This is a genomic window from Niveispirillum fermenti (assembly GCF_052474395.1).
This window is the reverse complement of record NZ_CP156679.1, coordinates 540,829-558,122: the sequence shown is the minus strand read 5'-3', so window position 1 is coordinate 558,122 and position 17,294 is coordinate 540,829. Positions and strand designations below refer to the sequence as shown.

Sequence of the window (17,294 nt, the reverse complement as noted above, 5' to 3'; positions counted from 1 at the left end):
GGAAAACAAGCGTGGAGACGAGGCCGGATGACAGTTTCAAGTGGCGGGCCGCGCCGGACCCGCCACCGATTCTCAGGCGGCCTCGAACCCGACCAGTTCCACCCCTTCACCCACCTGGTCACCCACGGCGTAACGCAGGTGCGTGACCTTTCCATCCGCCGGGGCCTTCAGCGTATGTTCCATCTTCATGGCTTCCAGCACGATGACGGGCTGGCCCTTGGTCACCGCCGCCCCCTCCTCCACCAGGATGGCGATGACCTTGCCGGGCATCGGGGCCGTCAGGCGGCCATGGCCGCCCTGGTCGGCATGCGCGCCGGCATGGGGATCGGCCAGGACAAGGCTGTGCGTGCCGCCGGCATGAAACAGCGTGACATGCTCGCCCCACTGCACCCAGCGGGCCGACACCCGTACCCCGTCCAGCGTGGCCGACAGCGTGCCGTCGGGCCCCAGCCGACCCGATACGGTCAGTGTCCGTCCGTCCGTGGCGATGGTGAAGCCGGTGCCGGTCCAGGTCACATCCACCTTGTGGCGGCTGCCCCCCTCGCCCGGAACAACCCATTCCATCCTGTCCACGGCCGGCAGGTTCATCAGGAAACCACCCACCGCGTCCCACGGATCGGTGCCCGTGGCCACACGGCGCGACAGCAGCTGCCCCAAAGAGGCCAGGGCCAGCACCGGGGCCGCCGGTTCCGCGGCGGCGGGCAGCAGATCGGCCTCATACCGCTCGATGAAGCGGGTATCCAGGTCAGCGGCGGCAAAACCCGGATGGGCGGCCACGGCCGACAGGAAGGGCACATTGGCGTTCAGGCCCGCGATCTCCGTCGCGGCCAGGGCGCCGCGCAGCCGCTGTACCGCGCTATCCCGGTCGCGATCCCAAACGATCAGCTTGGCGATCATGGGATCATAGAAGATCGAGATGGCGTCGCCAGTGCGCACGCCCGTATCCACCCGGACATGCTCCCCCTGTTCGGGGAAGCGCAGATGCGCCAGCGTGCCGGTCTGCGGCAGGAACCCCTTGGCCGGGTCTTCCGCATAGAGCCGGACCTCGATGGCGTGCCCCTGGATGGCCAGTTCCTCCTGGCGCAACGGCAACCGTTCCCCGGCCGCCACCCGCAATTGCCATTCAACCAGATCCTGGCCCGTGATCTTCTCAGTTACCGGATGCTCCACTTGAAGACGAGTATTCATCTCCATGAAATAAAAGGAATTATCTGTATCGAGCAGGAATTCCACCGTGCCGGCGCCGACATAGCCGATGGCCTTGGCGGCGGCCACGGCCGCTTCGCCCATGCGAACGCGGACGGCAGGGTCCATGCCGGGGGCGGGGGCCTCCTCCACCACTTTCTGATGCCGGCGCTGGATGGAACAGTCCCGCTCGAACAGATAGACGCAGTCACCATGGCTGTCGGCGAACACCTGGATTTCCACATGCCGCGGACGGGCCAGATATTTCTCGACCAGCACCCGGTCGTCGCCGAAGCTGGCCTTCGCCTCCCGCTTGGCCGAAGCCAGGGCGGCGGGGAACTCGTCGGCGCTGGCCGCGACCTTCATGCCCTTGCCGCCACCGCCGGCCGAAGCCTTGATCAGGACGGGGAAACCGATGCGTGCCGCCTGGGCGGCCAGCAATTCATCCCCCTGGTCCTCGCCGTGATATCCCGGCACCAGCGGGACGCCGGCCTTTTCCATCAGGGCCTTGGCCTCCGACTTACCGCCCATGGCGCGGATGGCACCGGCCGGCGGACCGATGAAGACCAGCCCCGCGGCTGCGACGGCATCGGCGAAGGCCGCATTCTCCGACAGGAACCCATAGCCCGGATGGATGGCATCGGCCCCGGCCGCCCTGGCCGCCGCAATGATCCGGTCGATCACCAGATAACTCTCGCGGGCCGGGGCCGGGCCGATATGCACGGCCTGGTCCGCCAGGGCCACATGCAGGGCATTTGCGTCGGCATCCGAATAAACGGCGACAGTGGCCAAACCCATGCGACGGGCCGTGCGGATGACCCGGCAGGCGATCTCGCCGCGATTGGCGATGAGGACGGAAGTGATCTTGCTCATGGCGCCCATCCCGGCTTGCGTTTGTCGAAGAAACTGGCGAGCCCCTCCCGCGCCTCTACCCCGGCGCGGGCCTGGGCGATGCGGGTGGCCGTCTCCGCCACCAGCGCGTCATCGATGGGGCGGTCCACCAGCGGGATCAGGGCTTTGGCTGCCGTCACGGCCTGTGGCCCACCGGCCAGAAGCTGGCCGGTCAACGTCCCGGCCAGGGCCTCCAGCGCCTCTGCCGCCGCCACCTCATGCACAAGGCCCAGCCGATACGCCTCATCCACCCCGAACCGCTCGGCCGTCAGGAAGTAACGGCGGCAGGCCCGCGCGCCCATCGCGGCCACGACGTAAGGGGCGATGGTGGCCGGGATCAGGCCCAGCCGCACCTCGGTCAGGGCGAACTGTACGCCTTCGGCCGCGATTGCGATGTCGCACGCGGATACCAGCCCCACGGCCCCGGCGAAGCAATTGCCATGCACGACGGCCAGCGTCGGCTTGGGCAGATCGTTCAGGGTGCGCAGCATGCCGGCCAGCCCCATGGCATCCGCCTGGTTCTGCGCAAAATCATAGCTGGCCATGCGACGCATCCAGTTCAGGTCGCCGCCGGCCGAAAAGCTTTTGCCATTGCCGCGCAGCAAGACAACCCGCACGGCCGGGTCTTCCCCCAGGCGGTGGAAGATGGCCGTCAGTTCGGCGATGACAGAATCGTTGAAAGCATTGTGCAACTCCGGACGGTTCAAGGTGACGGTGGCCACCCCCCGCGCGTCGATGCCGGTCAGGATATCGCTCATCTGTCGCTCTCCGTCACATCCGGAACACGCCAAACTTCGCCGGTGGGATCGGCGCGTTCAGCGCCGCCGACAGCGACAGGCCCAGCACATTGCGCGTATCGGCCGGGTCGATCACGCCATCATCCCACAGCCGGGCCGAGGCATAGTAAGGATGGCCCTGGCGTTCATACTGCTCGCGGATGGGGGCCTTGAACGCGGCTTCGTCCTCCGCGCTCCATTCCTTGCCGGCGGCCTCCAGCCCGTCGCGGCGGACCGTGGCCAGCACGGTGGCCGCCTGCTCCCCGCCCATGACGCTGATACGGGCGTTGGGCCACATGTAAAGGAAGCGGGGGCTGTAGGCCCGACCGCACATGCCATAATTGCCGGCCCCGAACGACCCGCCGATGATCAGCGTGATCTTCGGCACATTGGCACAGGCGACAGCCGTCACCAGCTTGGCACCGTCCTTGGCGATGCCGGCATTCTCGTACTTGCGGCCCACCATGAAGCCCGTGATGTTCTGCAGGAACAGCAGCGGGATCTTGCGCTGGCAGCACAGTTCGATGAAATGCGCCCCCTTTACGGCGCTTTCGCTGAACAGGATGCCATTGTTGGCAATGATCCCCACCGGCATGCCCCACAGATGGGCGAAGCCGCAGACCAGCGTCGTACCGTAATTGGCCTTGAACTCGTCCAGTTCCGATCCGTCCACGATGCGGGCGATGATCTCCCGCACATCATAGGGCTTGCGTGTGTCGGTCGGGATGATGCCGTAAATCTCGTCGGCGCCGTGCAGCGGCTCGACCACGGGCCGGATGGCGATGTCCGGCCGCTTCACCCGGTTCAGGTTGCCCACGATGCGCCGCGCGATGCCCAGCGCATGGCCATCATCCTGGGCCAGATGGTCGGCCACGCCGGAAATGCGGGTATGAACCTCCCCGCCGCCCAGATCCTCCGCCGACACGATCTCCCCCGTCGCCGCCTTGACCAGCGGCGGCCCGCCCAGGAAGATCGTGCCCTGGTTCTTCACGATGATGCTTTCATCCGCCATGGCCGGCACATAGGCACCGCCCGCCGTGCAGGACCCCATCACCACGGCAATCTGCGGCACGCCGTTGGCCGACAATGTCGCCTGATTATAGAAGATGCGGCCGAAATGGTCGCGGTCGGGAAACACCTCGTCCTGGTTCGGCAGATTGGCCCCGCCGCTGTCCACCAGATAGACGCAGGGCAGGTTATTCTCCCGCGCGATGTCCTGGGCGCGCAGATGCTTCTTCACGGTCAGCGGATAATAGGTGCCGCCCTTCACCGTCGCGTCATTGGCCACCACGACGCATTCCTGCCCGGCGATGCGCCCGATGCCCGTGATGATGCCGGCCGCTGGCACATCGTCGGCATAGACGCCATAGGCCGCCAACTGGCTGAATTCCAGGAAGGGCGTGCCGGGGTCCAGCAGGGTGCGGACCCGCTCGCGCGGGCTCAGCTTGCCGCGGGCCAGATGCTTGGCCATGGCCTTGTCGCCGCCGCCCAGGCTGATCCGGCCGACGGTGGCGCGCAGGTCTTCCACCTGCGCCTTCATGGCTGCCGCATTCTCGGTAAAGGCCGGGCTGCGCGTATCGATATTGGTGGGAAGGACGGGCATGGGCGGTGGCCCTCTTCGTTGCGGCACCATGATCACTCCCTCAACCGTCACCCCGGGGAAGGCCGGGGTCCAGCATCGTGGAATGAGGCGCCAGTGAACTGGCCCCCAGCCTTCGCCGGGGTGACGGTTGAAGAGACTGGGACTGTATCGACGCTTACGCCGTTTCCTTGAACAGCTCCCGCCCGATCAGCATGCGGCGGATCTCGCTGGTCCCGGCGCCGATCTCGTACAGCTTGGCGTCGCGCAACAGGCGGCCCGTGGGGTATTCGTTGATATAACCGTTGCCGCCCAGGATCTGGATGGCATCCAGCGCCAGCTGCGTCGCCTTTTCCGCCGCCAGCAGGATGGCGCCGGCGGCATCCTTGCGGGTGATGCGCTTGGCGTCGGCGGCGCGGCCGACGGCATAGACATAGGCGCGGCAGGAATTCAGCGCGACATACATGTCGGCGACCTTGCCCTGGATCAGTTGGAACTCACCGATCGACTGCCCGAACTGCTTGCGCTCATGGATATACGGAACCACGATGTCCATGGCCGCCTGCATGATGCCCAGGGGGCCGGCGGCCAGGACGGCGCGTTCGTAATCCAGCCCCGACATCAGCACGCGCACGCCACCATTCACCTGGCCCAGCACGTTCTCTTCCGGGATCTCGCAATCCTCGAACACCAGTTCGCCGGTGTGGCTGCCGCGCATGCCCAGCTTGTCCAGTTTCTGCGCGCAGGAGAAGCCCTTGAACCCCTTCTCCACCAGGAAGGCCGTGATGCCGCGCGGCCCGGCCTCGGGCTCGGTCTTGGCATAAACAACAAGTACATCGGCGTCGGGACCGTTGGTGATCCACATCTTGGTGCCGTTCAGGACATAGCGGTCACCCCGCTTGTCGGCACGCAGGCGCATGGACACCACATCCGAACCGGCACCCGGCTCGCTCATGGCGAGCGCTCCGACGAAATCGCCGCTGATCAGCTTGGGCAGATAGCGCCCCTTCTGGTCCGTGTTGCCGTTCAGGCGGATCTGGTTGACGCAGAGATTGGAATGCGCGCCATAGGACAGGCCGACGGAGGCCGAGGCGCGGGAGATTTCCTCCATCGCCACCATGTGCTCGACATAGCCCATGCCGGCGCCGCCATATTCCTCGTCCACCGTGACGCCCAGCACGCCCAGGTCGCCCATCTTCTTCCAAAGGTCCATGGGGAACTGGTCGGTGCGGTCGATCTCGGCCGCGCGGGGCGCAATCTCGTCGGCCGCGAAGCCAGCCACGGCATCGCGCAGCGCATCGGCCGTCTCACCAAGGCCGAAATCGAACATGGGCAGGCTGTTGCGCAGCATGGGGCGTCTCCTCCGATGGCATTTATAGAAACGGTCATACGTTTTTTTATTGGCCGTTTCAACAAGGAATTCCGCGGCCTGGCCTCCGCATGGCATGCGTGATTTCCAGTTGACGGCACCCCCCTGCCCACCGCAGCTTGGCGCCTTGCATCGATTACCGGGAAGTGAGGCCATAGATGGCCCGAACGGCCGGCAGCCATGGGCCGAAAACCATGGAAGCGATCCGCAAGGCGGCTTTGGCTCTGATCTACCGCAAGGGGTACGAGGCCATCACGCTGCGCCAGTTGGCCGATGCCGTGGGCATCCAGCCGGGTTCGCTCTACAACCATGTCCGCAACAAGCAGGATATTCTGTTCGATCTGGTCCATGACCATATGACCACGCTGCTGGCGGAAGTGGAACAGGCGGTGCCGGCGGGGGCCACGCCGCTGGCGCAACTGGAAAGGTTCATCACCTTCCACGTCACCTATCATATCACCCGGCGCGAGCAGGTGTTCATCGCGAATTCGGAGTTGCGCAGCCTGGAAGCGGGTAATCACGCCGTGATCGTGGGCCTGCGCAAACGCTATGAAGGCGTGCTGATCGACATCCTGCGCCGTGGCGGCCAGGATGGCAGCCTGCGCGTGGACGAGGCGACGATCGCGGCCTATGCCATCCTGTCCATGCTGACAGGCATCTGTTCCTGGTATCAGCCGGGCGGCCGCAAATCGGCCGAGCAGCTTGTCACCCTGCACCGCGACCTGATCCTGCGCGGCGTCGTGGCCTGATCCGCCCGACATGTCCGGCACGGGGCGCAACCGCGCAGCTGTTAAAAAAATGGGGCCGTGGTCGATAAGACCACGGCCCCGGAAGTTTACCCTTCAGGCGAAGGATACGGATCAGAACTTCACATTCACGCCGCCGTAGAAATAGCGGCCACGGTTGTCCCAGTTGGCGGAGGTGCCGTTACCCGTACCGGTATAGACGGTCGGATGGTTCGGCGGACGCTCATTGGTGACGTTCTGGACACCGGCGCGCAGGACGAGGTCGTCCGTGACCTTGTACAGCACGCGGACATCATGGGCCCAGTAATCACCCGTGTAGAACGGGATGCGCGGCAGCGGCTGGCCATCGGCGATGGGCAGCAGCGCCTCGTCGGCGACCATGTTGTCCTCGAACCGCGTCGTCCAGGAGAAGGTCAGCGCGTCGTCGGAATAGGTCGCGGTGCCCTGAAGCTTCCAGGACGGGGTCCCGGACGTACCGGCATAGCGGCGCGGCGCCTGGCCGGCCTGCGACACGAAATCGTACTTCAGCAGGTGCGTGCCCTGCAGGCTCAGGTCCAGACGGCGGCCTTCGCCCAGGCTTTCGGAGATATCGGTCAGATCGAAGCCATAGGCGACGGAGAAGTCGATACCCCGGTTCTTGAAGCTGGCGATGTTCGCCTGTGTCAACTGCACGACATCGACGCCACCGACGACGTTGGTCCGCGCACCGGTCGCATCACGGGTGATCAGCGAGCAGAGCGCAGAGCCGCCGACCGTGTCATAGCAGGCCTGGAACACGCCCGACAGCGCCGGCAGGTTGATCGCGTCCTTGATGTTGATGTCGTAATAATCGACCGTGGCCGCAAAGCCTTCCAGGAAGGTCGGCTGGATCACCGCGCCCAACGTGTAGGTCTTGGCCAGTTCCTCGCGCAGGTTGGCGTTGCCGCCCTGGAGCAGACGCAGGGACGAACGGCCCGTGCCGATGTTGCTTTCAAACGCCAGCGGATCATAGCCGGCGATATCCCGCGAGCAATTGGCGACGCGGGTGCTGCGGGCGTCGCCGGTCAGGGTGGCAACGCGCGACCGGTCGCAGGGGTCCTGCTGGGCAGTCGTGAAGTTCTCACCCGTCGGCGCATAAAGCTCGATGATGTTCGGCGCACGCACCGACTCCGAATAGGTACCGCGGAAGCGGATATCATCGATCGGGGTGAAGTCCAGACCGACCTTCCACTGATCCACGCCGCCAACCGTGCTGTAATCAGCCCAGCGATAGGCGCCGTCCAGGGTCAGTTCCTTGACCAGGAACATGTCCTTCAGCAGGGGCACCAGCATTTCGGCATAGAATTCCTTCACGTCATAGGCACCCTTGCGGCGCGGAATGGCGTTCGTGAACAGCAGGCCCTGTGCTGTGGCGCTGTCGGTTTCCTGGTCCGACTTCTCCTCGCGGTATTCCGCACCCACGGCGATACCGACATTGCCGGCGGGCAGCTCGAACAGGTCGGTCGTCAGATTGACGGCGGCAACCTGCTGCGAAGCCTGGCCGACGGTGACCGACGTCGCCTTGGAATAGTCGATGGCGGCCTGGCTGGCGCCGTTCAGCCAGTCGAACGGAATACAGCCGGCGGCATTGGCGCGCACGCCTGCGTCGGAGGACAGCAGGTCACGGCAGATCGGCTGGCCAGTGGCCGGATCGATCACCGAATCAAGCTGGCGGGTGTAGCGTTCCTTGTGGAACTGGCCGCGGTTGATCGACTTGCCGTCCAACTGGCCGTACTGGTAGTAGGTATCCCACTTGACCTTGCGGTCACCCAACTCGAAATCACCCTCCAGGCCGATGGCCGTGCGGATCATGTCGCGCTGCTGCTCGATGACGCGCTGGCCGAATTCCTCGGTGAAGCGGTACAGCTCGGCGGAAGAGGACGGGCTCGTCAGGCCGTTGGCATCGAAGATGCGGCGCAGTTCGACCGCATTCGCCGTATTGCCGTTCAGGAAGGCGTTGTCACGCCGCACCATGTGACGGAAGGAGGCGGAACCGGTGAAGGCGGGCTGGGCGAGCGGGTTCTTGCTGTCCACGCTGGCCGCACCGATTTCGGCCGTGATCTTCACGAAATCGTTCAGTTCATAGGAACCGTAGGCGCGGCCCAGCAGACGCTCGCTCTCGCCCTGAAGCGTCGTGTAGATTGACGTGTAGTCCAGCGACGGGTCGTTACAGAACGGCGTCGCAGCCGTCGGGTTGTTGCGCGGCGTCAGACAGGTCGCGTCCAGCCCCTGCACCGAACGGCTTTCGAAATCGATCGACACGCCGGCCGGCGCGTTGGCGGCCAGCGGCCCGCTGCCCGGATTGGCGACGAGCGTGCGGAACACGCCGCCGCGGCCCGTGCGGCTCATCGGGTTCGGCACCACGGTGTTCGGGGACACAAGGGTGTTGAAGGTGATGCCAGGGCTGGCCCACTTGCGGTCCTTCGCCAGGACGCTGTCGACCTTGGTATATTCGATGCCGGCCATGACATAGCCCTTGCCGTCATGGAACTTGCTGCCGAACACACCGCTATACTGCATCTCCTGGCCGTCGCCATATTCGCTGATGCCGTAGCTGGCATCAAACTCGGCACCTTCCAGGTCCTTGCGCAGCAGGATGTTCACCACACCGGCCACGGCTTCGGAGCCGTACACGGCGGAAGCGCCGCCGGTGATGATTTCCGTGCGCTGGACCATGCTGGACGGGATCGTGTTCAGATCGACCGCCGGGCTGTCCAGCGCGCCGGTGACGTGGCGCTTGCCGTCCACCAGAACCAGCGTGCGGTTGGTGCCCAGGCCCCGCAGATCGACGCGGCTCTGGCCGCCCACGAACAGGAAGCCGCCCGAGCTCTGCCCGTTCAGCGACGGGGCCATCTGCGGGGCGGTGGACACGGCATCGGCCAGGTTCGTGAAACCGGCGAAGCGGATCTCGGTTTCGGTGACCACATTCAGCGGCACCGAGGAATTGAGGTTGCTACGCGCAATACGCGACCCTGTAACAACAATTTCTTCCAACTGCGCAAGGTTGGCATCCTGTGCAGCCGCAGCACCCGCCATGCCGACCGCAGCACCAACCAAAAGCATACCCCGCAGGCCGGCAATGGCCTTCTTACCCTTCGTCATTACGAACCTCTTCTCGTTATGCCCCGGCATCTGCCCGATATCAGCCGCGGCCGCTTTGTGACGCGATTGAGACACCGACAGGCATCACGGATCAAACGATAAAGAAAAACGCTCGTTCGATAACAAAAAGGCGTGCCATTTCCGACACTATTCATTTCAATTTTGCAATTACATAGCAATTTATAACAAAATATTATTTTCAAAATTGGTTCTTTAAAAATTTTATTTCCGAAAAAATCGGGCATTTGGATTTATATTTCATTCATCTTTGAAATATTCGCCAATGAAAACAATTTGTAAAATCGAATGGGATGCAAACATTACGGCCTGCGACGGCGAAACGTGGGGAACCAGAAAGCCGGAGCGTATCTCCGGACATGAAAATGGCGGGTCCCCGGATCAAGGACCCGCCACAGGCGATGCCCCCTGCCGCCGGAGCAGCGCCAAGGGGCAATTCCGATGCCCGGCCTGCTGTTACTTCGGCGCCATGCGGATGGCGCCGTCCAGACGGATCGTCTCGCCATTGATCATGCTGTTGGCCACGATATGCATGGCCAGGGCGGCATATTCCTCAGGCCGGCCGAGGCGGGAGGGGAACGGCACCTGCTTGCCCAGGCTGTCCTGCGCATCCTGCGGCAGGCCCAGAAGCATGGGGGTCATGAAGATGCCGGGCGCGATGGTCACCACCCGGATGCCGCTGCGGGCCAGTTCGCGGGCGGCCGGCATGGTCAGCGCGTGAACGCCCCCCTTCGACGCGCCATAGGCCGCCTGGCCGATCTGCCCCTCGAATGCTGCCACAGACGCCGTGTTGATGATCACGCCGCGTTCGCCATCCGCCGTCACCGGCTCCAGCCCTGCCATGCCATCGGCCGCCAGACGCAGGATATTGAAGGTGCCGATCAGGTTGACCTCGATCACCTTGCGGAAAAGCTCCAGATCATGCGGGCCGTTCTTGCCCAGGATCTTCGCCGGCGGCGCAATCCCGGCGCAATTCACTGCGATGCGGGCCGGGCCATGGGCCGCGGCGGCCTGCGCAATCGCCGCGGACGCACTGTCCGCGCTGGTCACGTCACAGCGGATCGCCACGCCGCCGACTTCCTGGGCCACGGCCTGCGCCGCTTCCAGGTTCACGTCCAGCAGTGCCACCCGAGCCCCGCCAGCGGCCAGCGCCCGGGCCGTCGCGGCGCCAAGACCCGAACCACCGCCCGACACGATCGCGGAAACGCCCTTGATATCCATCACCTCACTCCTCTTCTTGTCATTCGCGTGGCCATCCGGTCCCGGCCCGCTTACAGCAACCGGTTCAATATCCCAGCGAATGCGCCGACGCAGCAATTCAAAGAAGGTGGGAAGCTGCCCCGCGCCGCGGGCGGTAAAAAGGGCCGGCGGCGCGGGTGGAAAGACGGGTGAGCGTTCGGAGGTGACCTGGCGGTGCTACAGCCTTGCCGTCACGGCCTTGGTTTCCAGATAGGCGTCCAGCGCCTCGCGGCCGAATTCCCGGCCCCAGCCGGACTGCTTGTAGCCGCCGAACGGGATGTTCGTGGCGATGGCACCATGGCAATTGATGGAAACCTGTCCCGACCGGATGCGGGCCGCCAGCTTGTGCGCCGTGGACAGGCTGCGTGTCCACACACTGCCCGACAGGCCATAGTCGCTTTCATTGGCCAGGGCGGCGATGGCGTCCACATCCGCCGTCTCCAGCCGGTGGACGGCCATCACGGGGCCGAAAACCTCCTGCCGGAAGATGGCCATGTCGGGGGTCACCCCGGTCAGGATGGTGGGGGGCACGAAATGGCCGGGCCGGTCCAGCTTGCCGCCGCCCAATGCCAGATGCGCGCCATCGGCCACGGCCCGGTCGATATGGCCCACGACACGGGCCGCATGGCCGGCACTGATCAGCGGCCCGAAATTGACCGCCGGGTCCAGCCCGTGTCCCAGCTTGAAGGATGCGCAGAAGGCCGATATCCGCGCCACCAGGGCATCATGGATATCGGCATGGGCAAAGATGCGGGTGCCGGCCATGCAGTTCTGGCCCTGCAGGAAGAAGGTCGCCATGGCCACGCCGGGCCCGGCCAGATCCAGGTCGGCATCGGGCATGACGATGACGGGCGACTTCCCGCCCAGTTCCAGCGATACCTTCTTCAGGTTGCCAGCGGCCGCCTGCACGATCTTGCGCCCGACCTCCGTCGATCCCGTGAAACTGATCTTGTCGACCAGCCGGTGGGCTGACAGGGCGGCCCCCGCCGTCTCCCCCGGACCGTTGACGATATTGACCACGCCGGGCGGAAATCCCGCCTCCACGACCAGCGCCCCCAGGGCCAGGGCCGACAGCGGCGTTTCCTCCGCCGGCTTCACGACGACCGTGCATCCCGCCGCCAATGCCGGGGCCAGTTTCAGCACCAGGGTCGACAAGGGCACGTTCCAGGGGACGATCAGGCCCACCACCCCCACAGGCTCCCGCAATGTATAGGTCAGGGCCTCGGCATCGGCCGTCACGTGTGGCGGCGGGGTGGTGGTGACACCTTCGATCCCCAGGATGCATCCGGCGTAATAGTCCAGCATCTCGACACAATTGCCGACCGTCAGCCCCGCGATGAAGCGCGGCATGCCATTGTCCAGGATCTCCAGTTCCGTGAACATCTCGGCGTCGCGTTCCAGCAGGCGGGCAAGCCGGTTGATCAGCCCGGCGCGGGCCCGCGCCGCCAGGCGCGACCAGGGGCCGTTGAAGGCCCGGTGCGCCGCGGCCACGGCCACGTCGATATCCCCCGCCCCACCGGCCGCCACGGTGGCAAGCGACCATCCCGTGGCGGGATCGCAGGTGATCAGGCTTTCTCCCCCCAGGCCCGGCCGCCACTGCCCATCGATCAGCATCCCATGTGTGCGGGCCAGGAACGCGGCGGTGGCGTCGGAGATGGGATGGCCTTCAAAGGGCGGAACATCAATCGGCATGTCGAACGGCTCTGTTCTCAGACGGGGACGGTACGGCAATCATAATCCAGCAGGCCCAGCGAATCCTCGTTGCGAAGCTCTTCCAGGCCGAACAGCTCGGTATCGGCAGCCTGCAGGCGATCGGCATTGGCGTTCGATTCCCCCTGGATGAAGGTGGCCCGTTCATGGCGGGCGGCAACATAGCGGCGCAGCCCCTCGCCGATGCTGCCCGCCACCGACAGGGCGCGCGACAGCACGATGGCATCCTCAATCGCGCAGGCCGCACCCTGGCCCATGAAAGGCGTCATGGCGTGCGCGGCATCGCCCAGCAGGACGACCTTGTCTTCCAGCGCCCAGTCGGCCAGCGGCTTGCGGGCATTGATGGCCCATTTGTAAAGCTGGCCCTCCGGTGCTGCGGCAATCATGGCCTGCACCTCCGGCGCCCAGCCGGCGAAGGTCTGTTCCAGGTCACTGCGCGCCGCGGGGATGGTCCATCCATCCTGCTCCCAGCCCGGCTGCCGGGCGAAGAACACCATGTTGAGAACCTTGGACCCGCGCACCGGATAACGCACCACCATGCGTCCGGGGCCGATATGCATGCCGGGGAAATGCGCCAGATCGACCAGCGGTCCTTCCACAGGTGCCAGGGCGCGCCAGACGACATGGCCCGTGAAATGCGCCTTGTCCTCCTCGAACCGTTGGCGCACGACAGATTTCAGGCCGTCGGCGCCGACCACGAGATCACCTTCGATACGGCGGCCATCGGCCAGGATGACATCGCTGCCTTCCACCGCCACGGCGGCGGCCCCCGTCAGCAGGACACCGCCGCCCGCTGCTGCTGCCGCAACCAGGATGGCGTGCAGGTCGGCACGATGGATATAGACATAAGGCGCGCCGTGGCGCTGGCGCATGTCGGCCCGTTCCATGACCCGCAGCGTGCGGCCGTCGGCCCAATGCTGGATACGCTGGCGCACGGGCTCGACACCCGCCGCCGCGATCTTTTCCGCCAGCCCCAGATAGACATAGCCCAGCATGGCGTTTGGCGACAGGGTGACACCCGCCCCCACCTCACCGAAGGCGGGCGCCGCCTCCAGCAGGGTTACCGGAAAACCGCGGGCCAGCAGCGCGATGGCGGCCGTGAAACCGCCGATGCCCCCACCGACGATGGTTATTCTTGCTTTGCTCATGGGCGCTGAAGCCTTCAGATTCGCATAAGGCCGACCTGCTATCGGCGTCGCTCTGATTAGGCCGTGCGGAAATGCCCGCGGCATAGGCGGCGGCTGTCCTCTGTCCACATGGCGGACGGACCCGCAAACAGGCAAAATGTATATCCAGTAGGCATTTACCGCCGATCTATCCGTCTGGCGGTCATAATATTTCGCGGGATCGGTCAAAAGGACCCCGAAGCGGGGGTGCGACGGCACCGCCATCCACCCCTTCTATCCGACAGGTGGACATACGCGCATATTCTGCGGTTAGAGTTACAGATTATTGTCATGATCCATGCGGTTGGCGCATGGTTGTCGTGTCTGGAGGTTCGGGATGGACAAGGTGAAGCCCGTCAGGGCAATGCTCCGCGTGCTGGATGTTCTGCAGGTGCTGAACAGCCGCAACGGCGTGACGGTGACGGATGTCGCCAACGCCATCGACCTGCCGCGGACGACGGCCTATCGGGTATTGGAGACCCTTTGTTCGGCCGGCTATGCCGTGCGCGACGGATCGGACGACCGCTACCGGCTGACGGTGCTGGTGCGCGGCCTGTCGGACGGCTATGACGACGAGGCCTGGATCGGCGAGGTGGCGCAGCCGCTTCTGGCCCAGCTTGGCCAGAAGCTGGTCTGGCCGGTGTCGATCTGCACCAATCAGGGCAACCATATGCTGGTGCGCCACACGACGGACAAGACCAGCCCCCTGGCGCTGGAGCGCTACAATGCCGGCGTGCGCGTGCCGCTGCTGAACAGTGCCGCGGGCCGCACCTATCTTGCCTACAGCCCCGCTCCGCAGCGTGCGGCCCTGCTGGACATCGCCCTCGGCTCCGGTGGGGAGATGGAGGGGGCGGGCCGCCAGCGCGACATGATCGAGAAGATCCTGACCAATATCCGCAAGGCCGGCTACGCCATCACGATCCGCCAGTACCGGGGCGAGTTCGAGTGCAGCCGTTCCGGTCTATAGCGGAACGAACCTGTTGGGCGTCGTCGGCATGCGGTTCATGGACAAGGCGGTGACGGAACAGGTCTTCGCCGACCGCTATCTTCCCGACCTGAAGCAGACCGCGCGGGAGATCGGCGGCGCCTACGCAGACTGGAAGGGCGGGATCGCGCCCGATCCGGTCGAACAGATGCCGGCGCCGCGTTGGGACTGGACCCTGGAACGCCGCGTCGAACATTGATGACGGGGGCGGGGCGGGCCTTTGCTCACTCCGCCCGTTCGCGCGTGAAGCTTTGCGAATAGACGAAACGGTCGGCGGGATGGGCACTTTCGCTGGCCAGGAACAGAACACCTTTGGCATCATGGTAAAGGCGACGGGTGCGCAAGGCGGCGACCCCGGCCTCACTGCCCAGCAAAGGGGCCAGCATCGCGTCCAGTACCATGGCACTGATCTGCTGATCGATCCGGGCGGCGGCGATCCCATACCGCGCCTCGATGGCATCGGCGATGGTGGGCCTTGCCTCGATCTCCGCCTTGGACGGCGCGCAGTCGGCCCGGACCAGAACGCGGGTCAGCCCGACCGTCTTGGTGCCCGTGCCGCGTTGGCCGCGCAGTTCCCACCAGTCGGCCGGCTTCAACCCCAGTTCATGGGCAAGCCCGTTCTCCGGCGCAGGGCCATAGGACATGATGGTCAAGCGGGCGTCGCGGGCATATTGCAGCAGGTCCTGGAAGCCACCCAGGGGCTGCACAAACAGCACCGGTTCCGCCGGGGCCGCCACGATGGTGCCGGCCCGCCGCTTGCGCGTGACCAGACCCGCATCGGACAGCAGGCGCAAGGCATCGCGGGCCGTATGGCGGGAAATCCCGTGAATCTCGCACAATTCCTGTTCGGTCGGCAGCAGGTCGCCCACCTTGTAGGTGCCGTTTGCAATGGCCGCCCGAAGCATCTGGGCGATCTGTTGATAACGGGGTGCCGTGCCGATAGCCAAGTCCGCCCTGTCCTTTCTTTTCCGCCCGTTCCGGGGCGGGCATGGCGGATCAAGGCCATGGGGTGGCCATGCCCGTCAAGCCCGCTGCCGGATTTATCCGAATTGCGGTGTTTTTTTGCGGCGCATCGTTCAGCACCCTTCCCCCCGGAAAAACACCATGGTACAAACATTATGTCCGGACAAATGGAAGTGCCATGCCCCTCGTCGCACAATTGGCTGACCATCTTTCCCGCCCCGTGACGGCGGGTATGCGCCGTCAGGCGGCGTTGCACCTGCTGGATTGGGCGGGATGCGCCGTGATCGGCGTCGCCACGCCCGTGGCACAGGCGCTGGCACATGTCTTCCTGTCGGACGGGTCGGGCGGCTGCACCGCGATCGGCCATGCCGGCACCGTCGGGGCGGAAGCGGCGGCGCGGTACAATGGCGCGCTGGGCAATATTTATGAGATGGACGATGTGGACAAGCGGGCGCGCCTGCATCCCGGTCCCGTCGTCATTCCCGCCGCCCTGGCACTGGCCCAGGCGGAGGGGGCGGACGGTGACCGGCTGCTGGACGCCATCGTCCGCGGGTACGAGGCGATGATCCGGCTGGGCCGTGCGCTGGGCGATGCCCATTACAGCGTCTGGCACACGACAGCCAGTTGCGGCACGATGGGGGCCGCGGTGGCGGCCGCCTCCATCCTCGACCTGCGGGGCGACGCGCTGGCCCAGGCCATGGCGCTGGCCGTCACCCGGACCGGTGGGCTGTGGGAAACCCGCAATGATCCACTGTCCAATGCCAAGCAAGTCCACAACGCCCAGGCCGCCGGTGATGGCCTGCTGGCGGCAAGGCTGGCTCAGGCCGGGCTGCGGGGTCCGGCCCGCATCCTTGAAGGGGGCGAGGGATTGTTCGCAGCCACGGCCGCCGGGGCCGACCCTTCGGCCCTGCTGGCTGGCGCGGCCCCGGAGACCTGGTGTCTGGCCGATGTCAGCCTGAAACCCTGGCCCGCCTGTCGCCATGCCCATCCCGTGATCGACGCGGCCCTGGCCCTGCTGGACCAGGTGGACCGCGACCGGCTGGAGGTGGCGGAAGTGAAGGGCGTGGCCATCGAGACCTATGCCGACGCCCTGCGCTTTTGCGACCGGCCGGCGCCGAAAAGCGTGATCGAGGCCAAATTCTCCCTGCAGCATGCGGTTGCCGTCACCCTGCTGGGTGGCCCCCCGCCCCTGTCCGCCTTCGACCCGGCCATGATTGCCGATGCGGAGGTGACCGCCCTGCGGTCGCGGGTGAAGGTTGTGACGGCGGAACCCTACGCCGGCGCGTATCCGGACCATTTCGGCGCCCGCCTGTCCATCACGCTGTCCGACGGCACCCTTCTGGTCCGCGAACAGCCCGACGCGCTGGGCGATCCGGAAAACCCGCTGCCGCACGACCGTGCCGTCGGCAAGGCGCGCAGCCTGATGCACGCCGCCGGCATGGATGCGATGGCGGTGGAGCGGTTGGTGGAAGAATGTCTGGCGCTGGCCGATGGCGGAACGATCCCGCGGTCCTGGCCGACGCGGATCATGCCGGGGAAGGTTTGAG

General features: G+C 65.5%; 13 protein-coding genes. 4 read left to right on the top strand and 9 right to left on the bottom strand.

Annotated elements, in window-relative coordinates:
• Window positions 1-72: 72 nt before the first annotated feature.
• The 4 genes from ABC728_RS06740 to ABC728_RS06725 form a co-directional block, all read right to left on the bottom strand.
• Window positions 73-2,058: an acetyl-CoA carboxylase biotin carboxylase subunit gene (locus tag ABC728_RS06740; protein WP_416617675.1), complete on the bottom strand. Its 1,986-nt coding sequence runs from the start codon at window positions 2,056-2,058 to the stop codon at window positions 73-75.
• Window positions 2,055-2,834, bottom strand: a complete 780-nt coding sequence (locus tag ABC728_RS06735; protein ID WP_416617674.1) for an enoyl-CoA hydratase/isomerase family protein — start codon at window positions 2,832-2,834, stop codon at window positions 2,055-2,057. The genes ABC728_RS06740 and ABC728_RS06735 overlap by 4 nt, the downstream gene beginning before the upstream one ends.
• A 13-nt stretch (window positions 2,835-2,847) precedes the next feature.
• On the bottom strand, window positions 2,848-4,455 hold the full coding sequence (locus tag ABC728_RS06730; RefSeq protein ID WP_416617673.1) for a carboxyl transferase domain-containing protein: 1,608 nt from the start codon (window positions 4,453-4,455) through the stop codon (window positions 2,848-2,850).
• A 154-nt stretch (window positions 4,456-4,609) separates the two neighbouring features.
• Window positions 4,610-5,782 (bottom strand): isovaleryl-CoA dehydrogenase, encoded by a 1,173-nt coding sequence (locus tag ABC728_RS06725; RefSeq protein ID WP_416617672.1) that lies wholly within the window; start codon window positions 5,780-5,782, stop codon window positions 4,610-4,612.
• Window positions 5,783-5,958: 176 nt separating this feature from the next.
• On the opposite strand from ABC728_RS06725, the gene ABC728_RS06720 reads away from it, so the two are divergent.
• Window positions 5,959-6,549 (top strand): TetR/AcrR family transcriptional regulator, encoded by a 591-nt coding sequence (locus ABC728_RS06720; protein WP_416617671.1) that lies wholly within the window; start codon window positions 5,959-5,961, stop codon window positions 6,547-6,549.
• A 111-nt stretch (window positions 6,550-6,660) separates the two neighbouring features.
• Here the strand turns inward: ABC728_RS06720 and ABC728_RS06715 are convergent, their stop codons facing one another.
• The 4 genes from ABC728_RS06715 to ABC728_RS06700 all read right to left on the bottom strand — a co-directional run bounded on the left by ABC728_RS06715 (window position 6,661) and on the right by ABC728_RS06700 (window position 13,781).
• Window positions 6,661-9,666 carry a TonB-dependent receptor plug domain-containing protein gene (locus ABC728_RS06715; protein WP_416617670.1) on the bottom strand — a complete coding sequence of 1,002 codons (3,006 nt, stop codon included), beginning with the start codon at window positions 9,664-9,666 and terminating at the stop codon, window positions 6,661-6,663.
• Window positions 9,667-10,140: 474 nt separating this feature from the next.
• Window positions 10,141-10,905, bottom strand: coding sequence for an SDR family NAD(P)-dependent oxidoreductase (locus ABC728_RS06710; RefSeq protein ID WP_416617669.1), 765 nt, complete (start codon window positions 10,903-10,905; stop codon window positions 10,141-10,143).
• Between the two features lie 195 nt (window positions 10,906-11,100).
• Complete coding sequence (locus tag ABC728_RS06705) at window positions 11,101-12,615, bottom strand: aldehyde dehydrogenase family protein (RefSeq protein ID WP_416617668.1); 1,515 nt, start codon at window positions 12,613-12,615, stop codon at window positions 11,101-11,103.
• 17 nt (window positions 12,616-12,632) lie between these two features.
• Window positions 12,633-13,781 (bottom strand): FAD-dependent monooxygenase, encoded by a 1,149-nt coding sequence (locus tag ABC728_RS06700; protein ID WP_416617667.1) that lies wholly within the window; start codon window positions 13,779-13,781, stop codon window positions 12,633-12,635.
• Window positions 13,782-14,136: 355 nt separating this feature from the next.
• On the opposite strand from ABC728_RS06700, the gene ABC728_RS06695 reads away from it, so the two are divergent.
• Window positions 14,137-14,766, top strand: coding sequence for a helix-turn-helix domain-containing protein (locus ABC728_RS06695; RefSeq protein WP_445376393.1), 630 nt, complete (start codon window positions 14,137-14,139; stop codon window positions 14,764-14,766).
• A gap of 13 nt (window positions 14,767-14,779) precedes the next feature.
• On the top strand, window positions 14,780-14,983 hold the full coding sequence (locus tag ABC728_RS06690) for a hypothetical protein (protein ID WP_445376392.1): 204 nt from the start codon (window positions 14,780-14,782) through the stop codon (window positions 14,981-14,983).
• A gap of 25 nt (window positions 14,984-15,008) precedes the next feature.
• Here the strand turns inward: ABC728_RS06690 and ABC728_RS06685 are convergent, their stop codons facing one another.
• On the bottom strand, window positions 15,009-15,731 hold the full coding sequence (locus ABC728_RS06685) for a GntR family transcriptional regulator (protein ID WP_416617665.1): 723 nt from the start codon (window positions 15,729-15,731) through the stop codon (window positions 15,009-15,011).
• A gap of 194 nt (window positions 15,732-15,925) precedes the next feature.
• Here ABC728_RS06685 and ABC728_RS06680 point away from each other — a divergent pair, with 194 nt between their 5' ends.
• The gene (locus tag ABC728_RS06680) at window positions 15,926-17,293 is read left to right on the top strand and encodes an MmgE/PrpD family protein (RefSeq protein WP_416617664.1); all 1,368 of its coding nucleotides are present in this window, start codon (window positions 15,926-15,928) and stop codon (window positions 17,291-17,293) included.
• Window position 17,294 lies beyond the last annotated feature (1 nt).

What these genes read in the sequence shown, in the direction of transcription:
- ABC728_RS06740 (WP_416617675.1), bottom strand. Translation starts at nt 2,058, where the DNA reads ATGAGCAAGATCACTTCCGTCCTCATCGCCAATCGCGGCGAGATCGCC.
- ABC728_RS06735 (WP_416617674.1), bottom strand. Translation starts at nt 2,834, where the DNA reads ATGAGCGATATCCTGACCGGCATCGACGCGCGGGGGGTGGCCACCGTC.
- ABC728_RS06730 (WP_416617673.1), bottom strand. Translation starts at nt 4,455, where the DNA reads ATGCCCGTCCTTCCCACCAATATCGATACGCGCAGCCCGGCCTTTACC.
- ABC728_RS06725 (WP_416617672.1), bottom strand. Translation starts at nt 5,782, where the DNA reads ATGCTGCGCAACAGCCTGCCCATGTTCGATTTCGGCCTTGGTGAGACG.
- ABC728_RS06720 (WP_416617671.1), top strand. Translation starts at nt 5,959, where the DNA reads ATGGCCCGAACGGCCGGCAGCCATGGGCCGAAAACCATGGAAGCGATC.
- ABC728_RS06715 (WP_416617670.1), bottom strand. Translation starts at nt 9,666, where the DNA reads ATGACGAAGGGTAAGAAGGCCATTGCCGGCCTGCGGGGTATGCTTTTG.
- ABC728_RS06710 (WP_416617669.1), bottom strand. Translation starts at nt 10,905, where the DNA reads ATGGATATCAAGGGCGTTTCCGCGATCGTGTCGGGCGGTGGTTCGGGT.
- ABC728_RS06705 (WP_416617668.1), bottom strand. Translation starts at nt 12,615, where the DNA reads ATGCCGATTGATGTTCCGCCCTTTGAAGGCCATCCCATCTCCGACGCC.
- ABC728_RS06700 (WP_416617667.1), bottom strand. Translation starts at nt 13,781, where the DNA reads ATGAGCAAAGCAAGAATAACCATCGTCGGTGGGGGCATCGGCGGTTTC.
- ABC728_RS06695 (WP_445376393.1), top strand. Translation starts at nt 14,137, where the DNA reads ATGGACAAGGTGAAGCCCGTCAGGGCAATGCTCCGCGTGCTGGATGTT.
- ABC728_RS06680 (WP_416617664.1), top strand. Translation starts at nt 15,926, where the DNA reads ATGCCCCTCGTCGCACAATTGGCTGACCATCTTTCCCGCCCCGTGACG.